The sequence below is a fragment of the Paraglaciecola sp. L1A13 genome, assembly GCF_009796745.1.
In the GTDB taxonomy this organism is placed as follows: domain Bacteria; phylum Pseudomonadota; class Gammaproteobacteria; order Enterobacterales; family Alteromonadaceae; genus Paraglaciecola.
In genome coordinates this window covers 1,870,541-1,889,405 of the sequence record NZ_CP047024.1, presented here as the reverse complement: position 1 = coordinate 1,889,405, position 18,865 = coordinate 1,870,541, and the positions used below count along the sequence as shown (strand labels likewise).

The window sequence follows — 18,865 nt, the reverse complement described above, 5'->3', positions numbered from 1 at the left end:
ATCTCATAACAAAGATAAAAAAATAACTGTTACTCACGGCACACCATTTTATTTTAAGTGAAGAATTTTAACCTCAGGGTTTACGGCTCGTAGCGGAAATACGTGAAACGCCCAGCCACTCTATGGTAGCGCTTTCATTTAAGTTACAAAACACGCCCACATGTTAATTTTAACAGCGTAAAATGTTGCAATTATATTAATTAAAATGACTGTTTTCGTTGCATTTGTAACAAAAAAACATTACTTTTTTAAAGTACCATAATGTAACCGGTTACAAAAACTTGTTACTTTTTTTACTAAGTAAATAAAAAATTAAGGGCACATGGATATGAAAACACACCAAAAGTTTACCCGATCACTTCTCACACAAAGTATCGCAATTTTACTCGGTAGCGCAGTTGTCCTTCCAGCGATTGCACAAGAAGATACAGAGAACACCGAGGTCATCCAAGTTAAGGGTGTTCGCGGCAGTTTGTCTCAGTCAATGAATATTAAGCGACAATCATCAGGTGTGGTTGACGCCATTTCTGCCGTCGACATGGGGAAATTCCCTGATACTAACCTTGCTGAATCTTTGCAGCGTATAACGGGTGTATCAATTAACCGTGTTAACGGTGAAGGATCTGAAGTCACGGTGCGCGGCTTTGGCGGCAACTTCAACCTAATCACATTGAATGGCCGTCAAATGCCTGCAGCTAATGTGTCGACGATTACCGGTAACCCACAAGATAAAGGGTCAACCGGTTCGAGCCGTTCATTTGATTTTTCCAATATCGCGTCAGAAGGGGTTAGCGGTATTGAAGTGTATAAAACAGGCCAAGCAGCTATTCCCTCAGGCGGCATTGGTGCAACTGTAAACATCAATACACTTAAACCATTAGCCGCAGGTAAAAACCGAGCATCTGTTGGTGTAAAAGCTGTCAAAGATGAAAGTGGTGATGGCGTCACGCCGGAAATCAGTGGTTTAACCAATTGGGTCAATGACGACGGCAATTTCGGTATATCCCTGTTTGGCTCATACCAAGAACGTGATTCTGGAAGCCGTCACGCCAGTGTTGAACAGTTTCAATTACGCGAATGGGCAGAAAGCGATATCGACACATTCACCGCACCCGGTGTGCAAGTGGTAAACACACCCAATGTGGGTCAAATTGTTGCCATCCCTTCTAACATAGGCTTAGGCGTCAACGAAGATAATCGTGAGCGAACAAATGCCATGTTAACGGTTCAGTTTGAACCGATGGATAATTTAACCTTAACGGCCGACGTCACTTACGCTAAAAACGAACAAGACTCCCGCTCACTGATTGACGGCATTTGGTTTTCACAACAATTTAATAGTGTTGAGTTCGATGGTAATCCAGTGGTCTCTACCCCAGTCAAATTCTCTGAAGACATTGATGGCGGTAAAGATTTCTTTTTCCAGAATCTAGCCTTAGCAACAAAAGATGAATTGAAATCGTTTGGCTTCAACGCAGACTTTTGGGTCAATGATTCATTAAATCTAAGTTTTGATGTCGCAACGTCACAAGCGAAAAGTGGTGGTAACGGCCCCATGGGTCAAAACTCAATCCGCTTCAACATGGCGGGTTCAAACGCCGGTTGGCAAGCTGCTGACTTCACAGGTTCTATTCCTCAAGCCAGCATAGTTATTGACGATTTAGTGAAAGGGAATAACAACGGAATTTTTGATAAACCTGATGTTGGCTCGCAAGTCGTACAAACCGATAAATCCAATCAAGTTACCGATGTCGATCAGATACGCTTCGATGGCGAATGGGTTAAAGATGAATACAAGGTCGATTTTGGTGTGGGTTATCTGACGACTGAAATGAGACAAACCCGCGAATCAACCAGTGAAGCATTGGGTGGCTGGGGTGTGGATTTCCCAGGTGATATTCCAGAAGGTTTGTTTGAGCAAAGCTGCACAGGTTGTGCCTTTGAAGACCATAACATGTCAGGTGTTGAAGGTGCTGATGCACTCGCATTGCCTGCTGGGTCGTCAACAATTGCCTTAGGTAGTGTGTCATTTAGTGGAGATCCGGTCGAATTATTGAATGAAATCGGCCCCCTTTATGGACTTACCCTCGCCACGTTACCGATCAATGGATTTGACGACAATCTGATTGAAGAAGATATATTTTCGGCCTATGTTCAAATTAGTACGGATTATGAAATAGGTGAAATGCCGTTAAACATAGTGGCGGGTTTACGTTATGAGCAAACAGACGTAACCTCAACCTCCAATCAAATTGTACCGTTAGCGATCATTTGGGAATCTGATAACGATTTCTTGGTCCAACCGAGTGCCGACTCACAAAGCTTAGTAGCAGAACATGACTATACGAACTTGTTACCGAGTATCGATTTAACGCTTGACGTGTCAGACGAAGTGAAAGCCCGAGTTTCATTTAGTAAAACACTGGCCCGCCCGGCATATAATCAATTATTTAATTCTACGACTGTTTCAGCACCGGCTCGTCCCACTGCGTTAGGCGGCACGCCGACGGGTAATTCAGGGAATGCTCGATTAGCCCCCCTTGAATCCACTAACGTCGATTTATCATTAGAATGGTACTACAGCGATTCAAGCGTTATTTCTATCGGTTATTACAGGAAAGACGTTAAAAACTTTGTCGGCACTGCGCAAACCAGCACTCCATTATTTGGCTTGCTAGATGCCTCTTCTGATGTTGCCGGAACCTTGTCAGCCCAAGCTGCCGTTGAGTTAGCAGCCTTAGGTTTTGACAATAACGAGCGCAACTTATTTACCATGACCGCGATGTTGCAAAATCCGAGTGCTTTCCCTGGTGGGGCGGCCGATTTTGAAAATACTCAAGTGTTTGCTGACGGCGTATTCAGTGCATATGATGTTTTTCCTGAAGCGGGTGATCCAGAATTAAACTTTCAGGTAACCCGCCCTGTTAATAACCAAAGCGCAGTGATCGATGGCTTCGAACTAGCATGGCAGCACTTCTTTGGCGAAACCGGATTCGGCTATCAAGCTAACTACACTATTGTTGATGGCGATATTGGCTACGATCTTGGCGGGGCAATCAATCTAGACCAGTTCGCTCTGGAAGGCTTAAGTGACACAGCTAACTTGGTGTTGATCTACGAAAAAGATGGTCTATCAACTCGTATCGCCTATAACTGGCGGGATGAGTTTTTAAGTCAAGTAAACCGTGGTTTTGGTAACCGTAACCCGGTATTTGTTGATACGTTCGAGCAAATTGATATCAATGTCAGTTATGAAGTGAACGATGACCTATCTGTTAGCTTAGATGTCATCAACTTAACTGAAGAAGGTCAACGTCAGTTTGGTCGTAGTTATAATAATGTTTTCTTTGTTCAAGAAGCAGATAGACGCTTTGTATTAAGCGCAAATTATAACTTCTAAGGACTAGAGATGTAATTCTCCTGGGCAGGTCCTCTGACCGAGGGGATGAAACACCACGACAATATCCAAAAGTGAAACACTCAAATGATGTTTCACTTTTGTTCGTTGCCTGGCCATTTTTAGCACGTTAGTATGGTTAAAATGCCATTTTAAAACATAAATAGTGAAGCGAAGTATGCTTATGAGTAATCCGACAGTCTTAAATAATGTTGATCATAAAGATTTGAAGGTTGATACACGACCTGAATATTCTCAAACCCAAAATGTTAATCGCACTTTGGTGCATGCCACCGAAATAAGCGAGCTACATAAAGAATTTCCACTGGTGTTTTTCAAACATCCGGAAACCGGACAAACCCAATTACACGCGATCCTTGGTCTTGCAAAAGATGAAAATCTATTTTTTGGGAAAAACGGGTGGACAACCCGGTTTGTACCCGCCTTACTTGCCAGAGGCCCTTTTAGTTTGGGCTATAAAAAAACCGAACAAACAAGCACCCTGCCCGCTGAGCCAATTATCTGTATTGACCTACAAGATCCGCGCGTCAACACGGAGCATGGAGAAGATATATTTTTGCAATTTGGTGGTGAAGCCCCTTATCTTACTTATATTATGAAGGCCTTAAGAACCATTGAACAAGGTTTAGTGTTTGATAAAACGCTATATACGCTGGTCGAATCAATGGATTTATTAGAGCCAGTTTCCATTCAAATTAAACTGAGTAATGTCGATGAAGTGAATTTCAGTCATTACCATACGATAAACCAAGAAAAGCTAACCCAATTGGATGGCGAGAGTGTTGCCAAACTGCACCAATATGGCGTTCTGAGCCTATTGTTTTTTGTGCTCAACTCAATGGGAAATTTTCAGCAATTAATCGCTCTAAAAAATGCTAAATTGGCGATGTTTTGACTCTCATTTCACTAAGGTCGAGCCCACATGTCAACCAGCAAAAATAACGTTATCGTACTCGAAGGGATCACGCCTCACTCTATACCTTATGATGAGCTTTTTTCAATGGCTCAGCCGGTAATACTGAAAGGTTTAGTAAAAGATTGGCCCCTCGTCAAAGCGGGGAAATCGTCTTCTGACAACGTAATGGGGCTACTAGAACAGCATTATAGCCAGCGTCCGACAGTCGTGTATAAAGGTCCTGCTGCAATCAACGCTCGGTTTGGTTACAACTCATCCTGTACCGGCTTTAACTTTACGAGTGAGCCTGGGACCATACCCGACGTATTCGCCGCAATACGCGCTCAATTGGCTCGAGAACAACACGATTACTTCTATATCAATTCACTAAGATTAGATGAAGGTTTCCCCACCCTGAGCCAAACCCATCAATTAACGTTTAACCATGCCGAATTTAACAATAATCAGCCAGTCGCTAAAATTTGGCTGGGCACGGAATCGGTTGCTGCAGCGCATTTCGACCAGCCCAAAAACATTGCCTGTTGTGTGTTAGGAAAACGACGTTTTACCTTGTTCCCACCGGAGCAAGTGCACAATCTATATCCGGGGCCTTTAACACCCACACCCGGCGGACAAGTTGTCACCTTAGCGAACCTTGGCACACCTGATTTCGCGCGTTTTCCGCGTTTAAAAACCGCTCTTGAAAACGCCTACATTGCCGACCTTGAACCTGGGGACGCCTTATATTACCCCAATATGTGGTGGCACGAAGTAGAAGCTTTTGATCGTTTCAATGCCATGGTGAACTTTTGGTGGATGACGGCAGCACCTTATTTAGGTAACCCGATGGATGCGTTAATGCACGCCATGATGAGCGTAAGGGATCGCTCGAACAGAGAAAAAGAAGCGTGGAAGGCGTTATTTGATTACTACATTTTCGCCGATAGTGAGCAGGTACTCGAGCATCTTCCCCCAGAAAGTCACGGATTGCTAGCTACCATGGACGACAACCAAGCTCGACGCTTGCGTGCCATGTTACGCAACAACCTAAACCGCTAAAGATAAGAGACCAACATGCAAGCAAAGACCAAAGTAGTAGTGGCGGGAGGCGGAACGGCCGGTTGGCTAACAGCATATAGTTTAGTAACTCGCCTCGGTAAATTGCTCGATATCACCTTGGTTGAATCTGACCAAATAGGATCAGTAGGCGTTGGTGAGGCCACTATTCCCACTATGCGTACCTTTCATCGCTTAGTAGGTATCGACGAACAAGAGTTTATGGCAGCCACTCACGCCACATTTAAACTGGGGATCCAGTTTAATAACTGGGGTCAGCAAGACGAAAGCTACTTTCATTCATTTGGCGAAATAGGCCAACGGTCATGGATGGCTGAGTTTCATGAGTTTTGGCTTGAAGCGAAAGCCCAAGGCTTTGGTGGAAGCTTAGACGATTATTGCCTAGAACTTAAAGCAGCGAAAGCCAATAAATTTGCCACAATGGCAGGTAACAAACCCCTCAATTTCGCTTATCATTTGAATGCTACCGCATACGCCGCCTATTTACGCACAAAAAGTGAAATTGCTGGGGTCAAACGCATAGAGGGGCGCATAGAAAAAATCCAAAATGACCAGACGGGTAATATTGCGTCGATTACGTTAGATAATGGTAGTACGGTATCGGGTGATATTTTCATTGATTGTACCGGCTTTCGCGGTTTGCTCATTGATGAAAATTTACAAGTTCAGTACGAGGATTGGAGTCACTGGTTAGCAGCCGATAGCGCTATTGCGGTGCAGACGGAAGCAGTTGAAGCCCCCCGCCCATACACGCAAGCTATTGCCCATTCAGCTGGCTGGCAATGGCGCATCCCCCTACAAAATCGCGTGGGTAATGGCATAGTTTATAGTAGTCAATTTTTGTCTGACGATGAGGCTCGCAGTACGTTGATGGGAAATATCAAGGGATCAACCATTAGCGAGCCGCGACAACTTCGCTTTACCACTGGAAGACGTAAAAAAGCTTGGCACAAAAACTGTATTGCTATTGGCTTATCAAGCGGATTTCTCGAACCCCTAGAATCAACCAGTATTCACTTGATAACCACCGCTTTAGTGCGGTTGATGAAATTATTTCCTTTTGGGGGCAACACTCATCTGCTTAGCGAACAATTTAATCGCGAAACCCAATTAGAACTCGAAACTGTACGCGATTTTATTATTTTGCATTACCACTTAACGCAGCGTAACGACAGTCCATTTTGGCAACATTACCGCACCATGGCTATTCCCGATTCGCTTGCGCATCGTATGGCAATGTTTCACGAAAACGCTTATGCCTGGCCCGATGATGTAGCGTTATTCCGAGTAGACTCATGGGTGCAAGTGATGATGGGACAAGGTTTATTACCCAAGCAACATCATGGGGGGAGTCGCATGTTAACACCTGAAAATTTACAACAACAAATGATGGCGCTGTCAAAAACGATTAATCATTCTGTTACGCAATTACCCGCCCACGCAGACTTTATTCATACGTATTGTCCCGCTCTGGACCGGTAACTTATCCACTTTTTAGGTAATACCCATGAAGACTAAGATTGTGATTGTTGGCGGCGGCACCGCAGGATGGCTAACGGCTGGCATTATTGCTGCCCAGCACCGTAGTGAAAACCCACAGACTCAAGACGTCGAAATTGTTTTAGTGGAGTCCCCTGACGTTAAAAATTTGGGTGTGGGCGAAGGAACTTGGCCCACCATGCGCGACACCCTGCGGCAAATCGGCCTATCTGAACGCGCATTTTTATCCTGTTGTGATGCCAGCTTCAAGCAAGCCTCTAAGTTTGTAGGCTGGACGAAAGGAAAAGGTGAGCACTATTATCACCCTTTCACGACGCCAATTGGGTACGGTACTGTGAACGCGGCCCAGCATTGGTCGGGTTCTGTAAAAGACAGTAATTTTGAAAACTGGGTATGTGCACAAGGCACAATTTGCGAGCGCAATTTATCCCCTAAGTTACCGCAAATGCCAGAATATGCGTTCAATCTCAATTATGGTTATCACCTTAACGCGGAAAAATTCGTTAGCATGCTGCATGAACATTGTGTTGGTATCCTTGGCGTTAACTATCTGCAAGGCCATGTAGCAAACGTAACATCGGAACCTAACGGTGATATCGCTACCGTCGTATTAGCTACTGGGGAGTCAATTGAGGGCGACTTATTCATAGATTGCAGTGGTTTTGGCGCTATATTGATAGGTAAACATTATCAGATCCCATTCATCTCAAAACAACACATTTTGTTTAACGATACTGCCTTAGCCTTGCAGATAGAACACGCTTGTGACGAGGTGCCCATTGCATCTTGTACCGTCGCAACTGCGCAAAAGAGCGGCTGGATTTGGGACATTGCCCTGCAAAACCGTCGAGGGATTGGACATGTATTTTCCAGTGATTTCACCTCTGCTGACGAGGCAGAAAACACTTTGCTTCGTTATGTGCAAAACGACCCCTACCTTGCTAAACAGGAGATTACGCCGCGCTGCATCAAATTCATTCCGGGTCACAGATCAAGCTTCTGGCATCAAAACTGTGTCGCGATTGGCGTATCGGCAGGCTTTGTCGAACCCCTAGAAGCAACCGCTTTGGTTTTGATTGAAAAGTCAGCACAATGGGTTAGTGAACAACTCCCCCGTGAACGCGCTGCAATGACGGTACTCGCCAAGCGATTTAACAAACTGACCTTACAACGTTGGCAGGAAATTATTGATTTTCTTAAACTGCATTATCTACTTACTGAGCGCCAAGACAGTGCTTATTGGCGTGAACACCAGCAGCCTGAATCTATCCCTGAAAGTTTGCAAGATGCTTTAACATTATGGCGTACCCAAGCGCCGGGCGTGTATGAAAGTGACCAACGTTTTGAGCTGTTTTCTTCGGCAAGCAAACAATACGTACTGTATGGAATGGACTTTATTACGACCCAACAATGCAGCGGCGCATTCGCCAAAAAAGAAGCGATACTGATAGACCGTTTGCGCAATGAAACCCGGCACAATACCGAGAAGCTACTCAGTGGTTTACCCACTAATCGACAATTTTTGCATAAAATCCGCTCGTCATAATCCACTTGAACACGGCGAAAAAATAACGAATCGAATAAATGTGGAAAAATAAAATCATTAAAAGGTAAAAATAATGCTTACCTACCCTGCATATAAAAAGGCATTTTTGTTATAGTCGCTGATCTTTAGCGAACGTAATTTATATTTTTCGGATGGCCTACTAATTCATGTCACTATCACTTTTACACCCTAGACATTGGGGCAGCTGGTTAGCTGTGTTTTTACTGAGAATAATTTCCATACTCCCCTTCAAAGTGAAAATGTTGGCGGGTAGTGCATTTGGTAAAATTGGCTATCGATTGCTTAAACGCCGTCGCCATATTACCACCACAAATATTGCCCTGTGTTTTCCTGAAAAGTCTGCTGCTGAGCAAGCGCAATTGGTCAAAGATATCTTTGTTGCCAACGGTATTGGTTTTTTTGAAATAGCTTGGGCTTGGTGGGCTAATCCAGATTCATTGCGCAAGCGTTTTACGGTCAATGGGTTAGATGTCCTAAAGTCTGCGACAGAAAATGGCCAAGGCGTGTTGCTAATTGGCGGGCATTATACGCATTTAGATTTAGCGGGCATGATGGTCAACTTGGTGGCAGATATTGATGTTGTCTACCGTAAAAATAACGATCCTGTTTTTGAATATGTCATCACCAGCGGCAGAAAACGTGTTTTTAAAAACGTATTTGAGCGTTCTGACATGCGGGCAATTATTCGCACTTTGCGTGAAGGACGCACCGTATGGTTTTCTCCCGATCAGGATCACGGGATCAAAAACTCAGTGTTTGCTCCCTTTTTCGGCATACCTGCTACGACGGTGACCTCAGCAAGTAAATTAATGAGATTAGGCAAAGCCAAGCCGGTATTTGTGTCACACAAACGAGATCTTAAAACGAACCAATATCAAGTTACTTTTGCGGTACCAGAGACTGAATTCCCCAGCGGAGACGAGGTTCAAGACGCTACGATCATCAACCAGATGATCGAAAACGCTATCAAAGAGCAGCCTGACCAATACATGTGGGTGCACCGCAGATTTAAAACACGTCCGGCGGGTGAACCTTCCGTGTATTAATCAGCAAAAATAAGCATAAAATTTGTAGAATGGGTTGTGACTCCAATTGCGCAATATTGGTGCTTGAATACCAACCCTTTTTAACTACAAACGTCGTTTGAAAAAAAGCGTTTTTGTATCAGGCGATACAGAGATTAGTTCCCAACCAGAATGACCAAATGCATTAATTTTCGCATGATATTCAGCAAGCAGAGTTTCAGCAGTAACGCCCTCTTCGGCAATTTGAAAAATGTTTTTTCCGTCAAGAGGGTCGAGCACCACTCTTTTGTACTCCCACTTTTGTGCGCTAGAAGGTGAAATAGCGCATCCGCTTAACATGTTAATAAAACTCATCAGTAAAACAATTTTAAAAACACTCTTCATAGTTAAATATCCTTTTAATAATACGTCTATTACCCTGACTGAGTTGTCGGCGCTTTTTTCATATCCCTGTTTGACTCTATTAAGGAGGCAGTCTAAGCGTTAGATCACCATAAATGAGCGATACATTTAATCACTCACTTTAGTCTGAAAAATTAACGGGAAATTCATTATAACAAATTAATACAACATGCTCGATAACGATTTTTTGAGCGACTAAATTATGACGTCAGTTATCAAGAGGGCTTTGCTATGTATTTTTGCTACATACGGTTCCAAATGGCTAAGAATTAAGATTGGTGTCTTAATCATTTCCATTTAAAAACGATGTGGCGTCGTTCCGCTAAAAAGTGGCTTTTGTAGATCCCCCAATTGAGACAATCACAAATAGGTTATCTGCACTTATCTACATTAAAATGACTAACACGGGATGGCTAAAAAATGACTGACACGGAATGGCTAACGTCTATTTGCCCCACAGCATAATCAAAACAGTAATCTTGATTAAACCGGCGCGATGCAATACTTTAGCGCGCACACAATTTTGCAAAAGAGTCTCGCGTGTTTTATTTAGTCGCCGTCACAGTTTTATGGGCATTTTCGTTTTCTCTAATAGGCGAGTATTTGGCGGGCGCCGTAGATAGCTATTTTTCTGTTCTTACTCGAGTATTACTCGCATCTCTCCTGTTCTTACCCTTTCTGAAGTTTTCGCTACTGAGCGCTAAGCAAAAGCTAGCTCTCGCCTGTTTAGGCGCATTACAGCTAGGTATAATGTACATTTTTTTCTACCATTCATTTCTTTATTTATCTGTACCGGAAGTACTCCTGTTTACTATTTTCACTCCGCTTTATGTGACTATGCTCAACGATGCGCTATTCAAGCGGTTCTCTCCTTTTCATATGTTGTGTGCGCTAATTGCCACTGTTGGCGCGGCAATCATTCGTTTTGAGGACGTCAGTGAGCACTTCTGGACAGGCTTTATTATTGTGCAAGGGGCTAATCTTTGCTTTGCGCTTGGTCAGGTTGGCTACCGGAAACTGGCATCCACATTCCCGCCCTCCATTTCTAACCATAATATATTCGCATGGTTCTACATTGGCGCCCTTGCCGTGGCTTTACCTGCCTTCGTTATGTTCGGAAATACCAATCAATTACCGCAAAATACAACCCAGTGGGGCGTGCTGTTATGGTTGGGTGTGATGGCATCTGGAATGGGTTACTACTTTTGGAATCAAGGTGCTCTGAAGGTCTCGGCAGGTACGTTGGCCATTATGAATAATGCACTCATACCCGCTGGGCTGATTGTCAATCTTGTGCTTTGGCAAATAGATACAGATTTTAGCCGGCTTGCGCTTGGCGGTTTCATTATTGGCATCGCACTGTGGTTATCACAAAGGCGCAGTACAATTGATACGGTGTAAATTGGCACATAATTACGGATTAGCCTGAGGACGCGTTTTCAATTAGGCATAAAACACGTTATGCCCGTTGATAAAGACTTATCATCTTGTAGTCTTTTCTTGGGCCTTTTACCTGCCATGTTGACTCCCATCTTGGCCAATGATCAAAAACATAATTCACCACATAATGATCGTCGCCACACAGGTGTTCTGCACAGGGTTCAGCCGCACTAAACGTGTGAAAATATCGGTTATCATCAAATAACACATCAATTTTACCGCCTGCTTGCTGTCGCCAAACATAGGTGCGTTCAGCTTGCAGTGCCCTTCTATCTGGCCCCGTGACCAAGCCAGATTCATGGTAAAGCAAATGAGAATCCAACCACGTAAAGTTCGCCTGCCCCGCGAATAGGAACGTTTCACCACTATTTTGCAGGATCTGCCGGTTAAGCTGCCATGCCCCCCAAAAGTCCTCAAGGCTAGAAGGCGAACCGTTACGTGAAATCAGCGCAGTTCCGAGATCTTGACCAGTACTGTTGTTGCTATTCGCCAAAGTTAATCCTTACCAAAGTTACTTTTCATCACGCCTAACCCTTAGCGAAATGACTTATTACCGAAGTAAACGCTGCCCAATTTGTCTAGGCTATAAGGGCTAGGCATGTGTTCTTTCATCTTGTTACCAGAAATAGCTGGCAGTAGCAGATAATTGATCTGAACGCCCCGGAGTGCCGGGAATTTCTTCAAAGGATTCGTCCCACAGGTTATCGACAGCCAGCACAACATTGAGGCCTTCAAACTGCGGCGGCGAGTAGGTCAGTGTAACGTGAGTGAAAAACGCCGTATTGTCGCCCTTTCTCAACACGTTCTCTTCTTGTTTACGCCATTCGTTGTCTACTCTTAATTCAAGCGATTCCACAGGATACCAAATCACCCCAAGTGTAAAACGATGGGGAGGATAGTTTAACGCGTAGAAGCTCGCATCTATATTCTCATCCCGGTAGTTTTCGGATTTATCAAGATAGGTATAGCTTGTTACTAAATCAGCATTTTCGAAGCGCTTAATGGCGATAAATTCAACCCCTACTGTTTCGATGTCTACTGGGTTTGCCACTCGCGCGGATGTAGAGTCAAAGCTGTAAGTCCAGTCAGTTAGCTCGTTATCCCAGCGGTAAAAAACAGCAGAGTCTACGCGCCACGTTGCTTCATCTAATGAGACGCCCAATTCCAAGTTTTTGCTCGTTTCTCGCTGAAGTTCGTCATTACTTCTGAAAAGTCCGCTCGACGTACTTCCGCCAATCGCAGTGTACCCTGCCACTTGTGTCGCTTCAGAATAGGATAAATTAACCGTGCGTGTAGACTTGTCTGTGTTTATTTTATGCCAGACAATATCACTTATCACTGATACGCTTGAATCATCGCGATTGGTATCGTCATACGCAGCCCCAACACGAAGCGTTATGTGCTCATTGTCTTTTAAGGCTATGGCGTATTCAGGCACAACACTTAACTTGTAGTAATCGCGAGAGGTAAAGTTGTTTTCAAGGGTAGTGGATTCAATCTCATCAGCCGTGAACTGCGCAGCGTAGTTCACGGCAAGTTTTGCACCGACCCCATGGCGACCAGTTACCGCAACTGATTTTACCTTGGTTTCGTGAAACGCTTGAAAGCTTTCAGGATTTTCTCTTGAAAAAACGTAGTGGTCATTGTGCTTTCGATAATAGGCAGACACTTCAAAGGCGCTATCCTGCGCATATTGCTGCTGGTGATTAAACATCAACAAACGGGTTTGTAAGTCCTCAGTCTCGTTTACATTAAAGGGGGTATACAAGTTAGGCCACCCAAAGAACTTGTCTTGATAGCCGAAAAACACATCTGTTTGCGACGTGTCGCTTATCAGTTGTATACGGCCTGATGCCCGCTCAAAATTATGATCACCATTTTCTATGGTTCCATCGCTCTCAGAGCGCGAGTACTCACCTTCAACTCCAGCGCTCCACTCGGGGGATCCATTGAGAGACCAAGTAATCGCGTTGTGAACCCTTTGCATATTGAAGTTATTGTCGCCAATACCTAATGAAACACTGCCTGCGGTTTGAATAGGTCGCCATTTATAGGCAACCGAACCCACCGAGCTATTTACACCGTAAAGTGAATTATCTGCGCCTGTTAAAATAGCGGGTGCACTTAGCATTTCTGGTGCAATAGGAATTTCTGCAAAGTAATGCCCAGTTTGTGGGTCGATAAGGGTTGCACTTCCCACGCTAAAGCCCGTGTTTTCGAATATACCACCGCGGATAGTGACGTCAGCCTGGGCTTCTGCCATATTTCTGGATTGAAGATCGACTCTGGGATCGTATTCTAAATTAGAGATGGGCGAATTAAAGGTGCCAACAGGTGATTCATTCGCTGTTGCTGCGCCTTCGATGGTAATTTTTTCAACATCGTTTTCAGTGCCTTTTTCAACAAGAGCAGCACCGTAAGAAGATATTGAGAAGGTAGAGGCCATACATACAGCAGTCGTCATTACAGCGCGAATCATTGTTTATCCTTGTTGCATATTTTGTTGCGCATTTCGTTGCGCATTTCGTTGCATATCTTCAAAAATACCGTCTCCTGATCACCAAGCCATTAGCCTGAAACCAGCCAATATAATGTATTTTTAATCGTTAGGGTGTTCGTTAACCCGATAATAAACGGGCGAGGATTGTATATGATTAAGAGATACCTAGGAAGGTAGGACAGAGTGGAGAATGCGCTATAAGGCTAATCACTAACAGAAAACTGTTTGGTGTTATCGATACCTACAGGCTTTAGTTTAATTTATTGCCGTGATGCTATTACAGCCCCATCGTATTAGCGCCCTTGGCCGGGTATTGGAAAACGTAATGGACCAAGATGTCTGCAGTGCGTGCGCCAGTGAAATACTCGACGCATATACATCCCAGATAAAAATTTAACCGCAAAATGTTGGATTAGGGCAGCATAAACCACTGGTTTTTTAAAGCTGCCCTGATGTAATGTAAAGTGAGTCAAGCTAACTTATTGCTCGCCTGTTGCCTAATCAGCGTAACCACTGCCAATCGCCCGAAATGGCATATCTAATTCTAATTCAGGGACTTGCAAGCCTACCCATGCAGGAAAAGTATTACTGTTAGGGCCAGGAAATAACGTGTATTCATTTGCCCACGGATAGCGATTAACCGCAGCGGTTACTCTAGGGATAAGCTCAGCGGCTTTTTCACCTTGGATCGACAACACCTTTTCAGGCTTTGCACCATACCAAAAGCGATCGGGTGTTGCAGTTTGGTATTCACGCAAAGCTGGCACCCCTTCTTTTATCGCCCAACCCACTACTTCATATACAGTGTACTCTGGCTCATTTTCTTTTTTTATCGCCAGCCAAGTATGCACAGCAAACCAACCACGCCAGCTAAAGGCATCAGCAGCATAAATTTCAATAGATGCTTGTGTATCAATTGATGGGTCAAGGGCTAACCCTGCAGACTCACGAGACGCCGTGCGCCAGTCACTATTTGTGCACGCCGTAAGCAGGCCAAGCATGGCCAGTACCAGTACTACTCTCATTTATTTCCTCCTGAGTTTATTTAAATCTCACTGCTTTTATAGCATTAATAAAGCAAATCTAGACAGTGTACGCAATGTGACAACTGTTACCAATTTCGTCATAACACAGCTATAGTCGCTTTTGATGACTAAATTAGCTTATTATCGTCAAAACAGCACATACACTAAACGCGTCGGTAGACGCGTGTTAATTATCGAGACGGTAACATGAAGGGATACACAATAAGCAGCAACCTTGAGGACATGGATATCGCAGTGATCCACGAGTTTATTTCCCACACGTACTGGGCCAAAGGTATACCGAAAGTAACGTTACAAAAAGCCATGGTAAATTCAATATGCTTCGGGGTATTCGATGGTTGCCAGCGACAAGTCGGTTTCGCTCGTGTTGTCAGTGATAAAGCCACATTTGCTTACTTAGCAGATGTATTTATTTTACCTTTGCACCGAGGAAATGGCCTAAGCAAATGGCTTATGCAGAGCATCGTTCACCACTCAGATTTACAAGGCTTACGCCGTACAATGCTCGTCACTAAAGATGCCCACAGCCTTTATGCCCAATTTGGTTTTACTCAAGTAGAAAATCCTCAAGGGCTCATGCAAATCTGGCAACCCGATGTTTATCAATCTTAAATGACGAATGTTAGATCCGTATGCAATACCCTTTTTTAGGTGAATCTCGACTTCGTTACAAATATAAATGCCTGTGTTGCGGTGCCTACATAAAACGCGGTACTAGGCAGTGCTACCGTTGTAATAGTTGGTTTTCTCAAGACGATATTTCCCATATGCAACAGAACTATAGGCAGAATAGTAAACAAAACTGGCATCTTATTATTTACTTCATTATTTTTGTCGCGCTGGTTATCGGTCTATTTGTTGGAATACGATACTGAGTTATCAGCTTTCCTATAAAAGTCGCCAATAACAATGCAGCGCCTAAATATACGCTAATTTCAAAGGCGGGTGAGCAGTGACTGCCACTGACATACTCGTTAAATTACCGGACCTTGGTTTGACTACCCCATGGGCCCTGCACTTTCGATACGTCAAAGAATGGCGCTTTCGCCTGCTTTTGCCCATAGGTTAGTCCAAGGCTTATGTTCGACAGGATATTGAGAAATGCCTTCTTTATAGCTTCGTATTTAGCAGCATGAACGTCACTTGAAGCGCAATTTTATGTGCTTTTGTGCTCATGGATATATCGCCTATGACTCAGAACGCCACATTGAGTGGCTAACGACCGTGAGCAAGAATGTAAAGAACGAATTAAGTAAATTGTTAGCCGCCAACTCAAATATTTTTATAGCGTAAGTGGCAAAGGTGGTACTTTATATTCTTATAATTTTAGGTTTAAGGAAGAAACCAATCAAACTACCAAAAAGGTGTTTGTACATAGCTTCTATTTCCTCTTTGTTAATACTGCCGCCGAATATAAGCATCTCAAGTTGCTCCCCAGGCTCTTGAACAATATAACCTGATGAGCGAAAGCCGTTTTTCTCATAAAAAACTTTGCGCTTAACCCGTTGTTGGTAGTTATCTGCTCGTTTATCCAGTTTTTCAATATTCAATACCACGCGTTTTCCGGCGGAGGTAATCTTCATTGAATCCATTACTTTAGTGCCATATCCACCCGAGCGATAAGATTCTGATATGGCTAAAAAATGTATCAACACAATATCCTCATATTCAGAGGTATAAATGAGGCCAATCCAAGTATGACCTGAATAAATAACGTTAAAGCCTTCTTTACCGTTTCTAAGTTTAAATCTAAGGAACCAAGTTGGAATATACCGAGCGGTGGTAAACGCTTTTTTATACAAGTCGATAACCCTCAAATAGTTATCGTCATATTGTGTTAACGGTCGTAAGTTAATGCACATATGGGTACTCAAGGGATCCCGTTAAGAAGAAAATTAGCAGGCCGAAAGTAAGGAAAGCAACAGCTTACTGTTTTAGTCCTTGTTAATGACTTGCCAATTGGAATTGATAATTAGTTATTATCTTGCTTTTCTTTCGCATCAAGATAATCGCGGTTTGCTTGTGTATCACAATGTTTAGCATTCGATTGATGAGCTTTCGCGCCAACAGATGCAGAAAAATAATTATCTTGGCACCATTGCATACTTCTTTTTTGTGAGTACTTTTGAGGACTCAATTTATTTTCGTTGGGCCCTACCGAATTCGAGCATGCTGCAGAAAGTGATGCAACAACTATCAAAGAAATGATTTTTAAATTATGCATATTACGTCCTTATGAATATAACGCCGTTTAGCGCGGCGTATAAAATGGCGAAAGATCTTTGCTTAAAATCTGAAGTAAAGCGGAACAAAGGGTTACGTGACGAATTACCAAGCTACATTGTTGGGTAGTATTTTTAACCGCCATAGCTAGTTTCTCAATACCGTGTGATGGTGTCCATCGTTTAAATTCAATAAAACCATATTTCTTGTACAGACTAATTGCTGGACTATTTAACACAGCCGTTTCTACAATGGCTTCTGAAAAATGAAATTCATTTAGAGCATAATTTAATGATTTTTTTGCGATACCCTTTAGTAATTATAGACCCACGTCCGTCTCGCTATAGTCGCTTTACATAGTTACTATAGAGGCACTAATAAATATCAAAAAAATAACCAAAAAATCATAGCGCAACAGATCTAAAAATAAACGATGACTTGAGCGCAGAGGGAGTTCGCTACCTATTTACGTTACTCCTAAGCTTAAGTCCGAAAACGAAATCACAGACTATAACGGTGGGCAACCCGTTGTATAACGTATTGAGTTATACAAATTTTTTTGCAATGACGACCATTTAGCAAAAATGTCATAAACGTTGATTAGATAATGTAGCTTTCCACATTTCGACCCTCTTGATTAAGATTGAATTTTGGGATTATTTATTACAGAAAAATGTCATTACCACCAATCTTTATTGGCTGTTTTCATATAGAATCCCCAGCGTAATTTTTACCTGTTAAGTATTTTCTATCTTTAGCCTATATCTGACGTCACCTTCCCGTTCCTTTCTAAAATGACAAAAAATAATGAATGATAAAATAGTAGTAACGCACAGCGGTAATTTTCATGCTGACGATGTTTTCAGTGTTGCGGCGCTCAAGAGCATTTTCTCTTCTTTTACCCTCATTCGCACCCGTGATTTAGAGGTTATCGCCAAGGCAGATATCGTGATCGATGTAGGGGGCGAACACGACCCAGCAACAGACCGCTTCGATCATCACCAACGCGGCGGCGCTGGTGAGCGAGAGAATGGCATTCCCTACTCTTCATTTGGTTTAATTTGGCAGAAGTATGGCCTCACCATATGCGATAACAGCCAAAGCGTAGCCAATGCCCTTGATGCAGGGCTGGTTTCCACCATTGACGCTATCGACTGTGGGCATGTTAAAGGTGTTGCTGAAGGCATTAGTCTTAGTCAAACCATTTCAATGTTCAACCCAACATGGCAAGAAGAAGGTGACTTTGACAGCGGCTTTAATGAAGCGGTTGATTTCGCTGCCCGCGTATTAGCACGCGCAATAGCAGCGGCCAGCGGAGGTTTAAACGCAAAAGCCATCGTCGCCGAAGCGATAAAAAACGCACAAGACCCAAGGGTGATTGTATTGGAAAAATATACCCCGTGGAAGAAAACGGTTCACGCATTGTCTGACCAAGCGTTATATATGGTTTACCCCTCTCAGTCTGGGCAATGGATGATCCAAACCGTACCTGTTGAACCCGGCTCATTCGAAGACAGAAAACCGCTACCTAAAGAATGGGCTGGCTTGTCGAATGCAGAACTGCAAGATAAGACGGGAATTGTTGACGCGATGTTTTGTCACAACGGTTTATTTATTGCCGGTACCGCATCATTTGAAAGCACGATGAAAATGGCATCGCTAGCACTTCAAGAATAGTGCAGCCAATGAAGATAAACACGTGGATGAAGTGATTTAACGCCCATCATTCACGTTGTTCTTCATTTTATCGCGGTGTGGCGATGGCAAGAAAA

Annotated in this window: 15 protein-coding genes and 1 pseudogene; 9 read left to right on the top strand and 7 right to left on the bottom strand. The window is 43.4% G+C overall.

Annotated features, from left to right (window positions below):
- Positions 1-328 precede the first annotated feature (328 nt).
- From GQR89_RS07915 to lpxL, 6 genes are all read left to right on the top strand, one after another.
- Positions 329-3,400 carry a TonB-dependent receptor gene (locus tag GQR89_RS07915; protein WP_158769542.1) on the top strand — a complete coding sequence of 1,024 codons (3,072 nt, stop codon included), beginning with the start codon at positions 329-331 and terminating at the stop codon, positions 3,398-3,400.
- Positions 3,401-3,575: 175 nt separating this feature from the next.
- A complete protein-coding gene (locus tag GQR89_RS07910) occupies positions 3,576-4,313 on the top strand; it encodes a SapC family protein (RefSeq protein WP_233269122.1) in 738 nt (245 codons plus the stop codon).
- Between the two features lie 27 nt (positions 4,314-4,340).
- Positions 4,341-5,372 carry a cupin-like domain-containing protein gene (locus tag GQR89_RS07905; RefSeq protein WP_158769541.1) on the top strand — a complete coding sequence of 344 codons (1,032 nt, stop codon included), beginning with the start codon at positions 4,341-4,343 and terminating at the stop codon, positions 5,370-5,372.
- A gap of 15 nt (positions 5,373-5,387) precedes the next feature.
- A complete protein-coding gene (locus GQR89_RS07900) occupies positions 5,388-6,872 on the top strand; it encodes a tryptophan halogenase family protein (RefSeq protein ID WP_158769540.1) in 1,485 nt (494 codons plus the stop codon).
- A 25-nt stretch (positions 6,873-6,897) separates the two neighbouring features.
- Positions 6,898-8,436, top strand: coding sequence for a tryptophan halogenase family protein (locus GQR89_RS07895; protein WP_158769539.1), 1,539 nt, complete (start codon positions 6,898-6,900; stop codon positions 8,434-8,436).
- A 167-nt stretch (positions 8,437-8,603) separates the two neighbouring features.
- Positions 8,604-9,503 (top strand): LpxL/LpxP family Kdo(2)-lipid IV(A) lauroyl/palmitoleoyl acyltransferase, encoded by a 900-nt coding sequence (lpxL, locus tag GQR89_RS07890; RefSeq protein WP_158769538.1) that lies wholly within the window; start codon positions 8,604-8,606, stop codon positions 9,501-9,503.
- A gap of 84 nt (positions 9,504-9,587) precedes the next feature.
- Here lpxL and GQR89_RS07885 read toward each other — a convergent pair whose 3' ends face one another.
- The gene (locus GQR89_RS07885; RefSeq protein WP_158769537.1) at positions 9,588-9,866 is read right to left on the bottom strand and encodes a hypothetical protein; all 279 of its coding nucleotides are present in this window, start codon (positions 9,864-9,866) and stop codon (positions 9,588-9,590) included.
- 558 nt (positions 9,867-10,424) lie between these two features.
- On the opposite strand from GQR89_RS07885, the gene GQR89_RS07880 reads away from it, so the two are divergent.
- The gene (locus tag GQR89_RS07880) at positions 10,425-11,285 is read left to right on the top strand and encodes an EamA family transporter (RefSeq protein ID WP_158769536.1); all 861 of its coding nucleotides are present in this window, start codon (positions 10,425-10,427) and stop codon (positions 11,283-11,285) included.
- Between the two features lie 58 nt (positions 11,286-11,343).
- Here GQR89_RS07880 and GQR89_RS07875 read toward each other — a convergent pair whose 3' ends face one another.
- The 3 genes from GQR89_RS07875 to GQR89_RS07865 form a co-directional block, all read right to left on the bottom strand.
- Entirely contained in the window at positions 11,344-11,817 is a 474-nt protein-coding gene (locus GQR89_RS07875; RefSeq protein WP_158769535.1) for a DUF6314 family protein, read from the bottom strand.
- 123 nt (positions 11,818-11,940) lie between these two features.
- The gene (locus GQR89_RS07870) at positions 11,941-13,803 is read right to left on the bottom strand and encodes a TonB-dependent siderophore receptor (protein WP_158769534.1); all 1,863 of its coding nucleotides are present in this window, start codon (positions 13,801-13,803) and stop codon (positions 11,941-11,943) included.
- A 518-nt stretch (positions 13,804-14,321) separates the two neighbouring features.
- Positions 14,322-14,849 (bottom strand): DUF3750 domain-containing protein, encoded by a 528-nt coding sequence (locus GQR89_RS07865; protein ID WP_158769533.1) that lies wholly within the window; start codon positions 14,847-14,849, stop codon positions 14,322-14,324.
- A gap of 207 nt (positions 14,850-15,056) precedes the next feature.
- Between GQR89_RS07865 and GQR89_RS07860 the strand changes: the two genes are divergently transcribed.
- Positions 15,057-15,482: a GNAT family N-acetyltransferase gene (locus GQR89_RS07860; protein ID WP_158769532.1), complete on the top strand. Its 426-nt coding sequence runs from the start codon at positions 15,057-15,059 to the stop codon at positions 15,480-15,482.
- A gap of 698 nt (positions 15,483-16,180) precedes the next feature.
- Here GQR89_RS07860 and GQR89_RS07855 read toward each other — a convergent pair.
- The 3 genes and pseudogenes from GQR89_RS07855 to GQR89_RS21715 form a co-directional block, all read right to left on the bottom strand.
- The gene (locus GQR89_RS07855; RefSeq protein ID WP_233269121.1) at positions 16,181-16,744 is read right to left on the bottom strand and encodes a GNAT family N-acetyltransferase; all 564 of its coding nucleotides are present in this window, start codon (positions 16,742-16,744) and stop codon (positions 16,181-16,183) included.
- A 98-nt stretch (positions 16,745-16,842) separates the two neighbouring features.
- Positions 16,843-17,094, bottom strand: a complete 252-nt coding sequence (locus GQR89_RS07850; RefSeq protein ID WP_158769531.1) for a hypothetical protein — start codon at positions 17,092-17,094, stop codon at positions 16,843-16,845.
- Between the two features lie 27 nt (positions 17,095-17,121).
- A pseudogene (locus GQR89_RS21715) lies at positions 17,122-17,406 on the bottom strand (hypothetical protein); the annotation flags it as partial.
- A gap of 494 nt (positions 17,407-17,900) precedes the next feature.
- Here GQR89_RS21715 and GQR89_RS07845 point away from each other — a divergent pair.
- Positions 17,901-18,770 carry an MYG1 family protein gene (locus GQR89_RS07845; protein ID WP_158769530.1) on the top strand — a complete coding sequence of 290 codons (870 nt, stop codon included), beginning with the start codon at positions 17,901-17,903 and terminating at the stop codon, positions 18,768-18,770.
- Positions 18,771-18,865 lie beyond the last annotated feature (95 nt).

Coding starts and splice junctions, on each gene's coding strand:
- GQR89_RS07860 (WP_158769532.1), top strand. CDS start 15,057: ATGAAGGGATACACAATAAGCAGCAACCTTGAGGACATGGATATCGCA.
- GQR89_RS07870 (WP_158769534.1), bottom strand. CDS start 13,803: ATGATTCGCGCTGTAATGACGACTGCTGTATGTATGGCCTCTACCTTC.
- GQR89_RS07905 (WP_158769541.1), top strand. CDS start 4,341: ATGTCAACCAGCAAAAATAACGTTATCGTACTCGAAGGGATCACGCCT.
- GQR89_RS07865 (WP_158769533.1), bottom strand. CDS start 14,849: ATGAGAGTAGTACTGGTACTGGCCATGCTTGGCCTGCTTACGGCGTGC.
- GQR89_RS07895 (WP_158769539.1), top strand. CDS start 6,898: ATGAAGACTAAGATTGTGATTGTTGGCGGCGGCACCGCAGGATGGCTA.
- GQR89_RS07845 (WP_158769530.1), top strand. CDS start 17,901: ATGAATGATAAAATAGTAGTAACGCACAGCGGTAATTTTCATGCTGAC.
- GQR89_RS07885 (WP_158769537.1), bottom strand. CDS start 9,866: ATGAAGAGTGTTTTTAAAATTGTTTTACTGATGAGTTTTATTAACATG.
- GQR89_RS07850 (WP_158769531.1), bottom strand. CDS start 17,094: ATGCATAATTTAAAAATCATTTCTTTGATAGTTGTTGCATCACTTTCT.
- GQR89_RS07900 (WP_158769540.1), top strand. CDS start 5,388: ATGCAAGCAAAGACCAAAGTAGTAGTGGCGGGAGGCGGAACGGCCGGT.
- GQR89_RS07910 (WP_233269122.1), top strand. CDS start 3,576: ATGCTTATGAGTAATCCGACAGTCTTAAATAATGTTGATCATAAAGAT.
- lpxL (WP_158769538.1), top strand. CDS start 8,604: ATGTCACTATCACTTTTACACCCTAGACATTGGGGCAGCTGGTTAGCT.
- GQR89_RS07915 (WP_158769542.1), top strand. CDS start 329: ATGAAAACACACCAAAAGTTTACCCGATCACTTCTCACACAAAGTATC.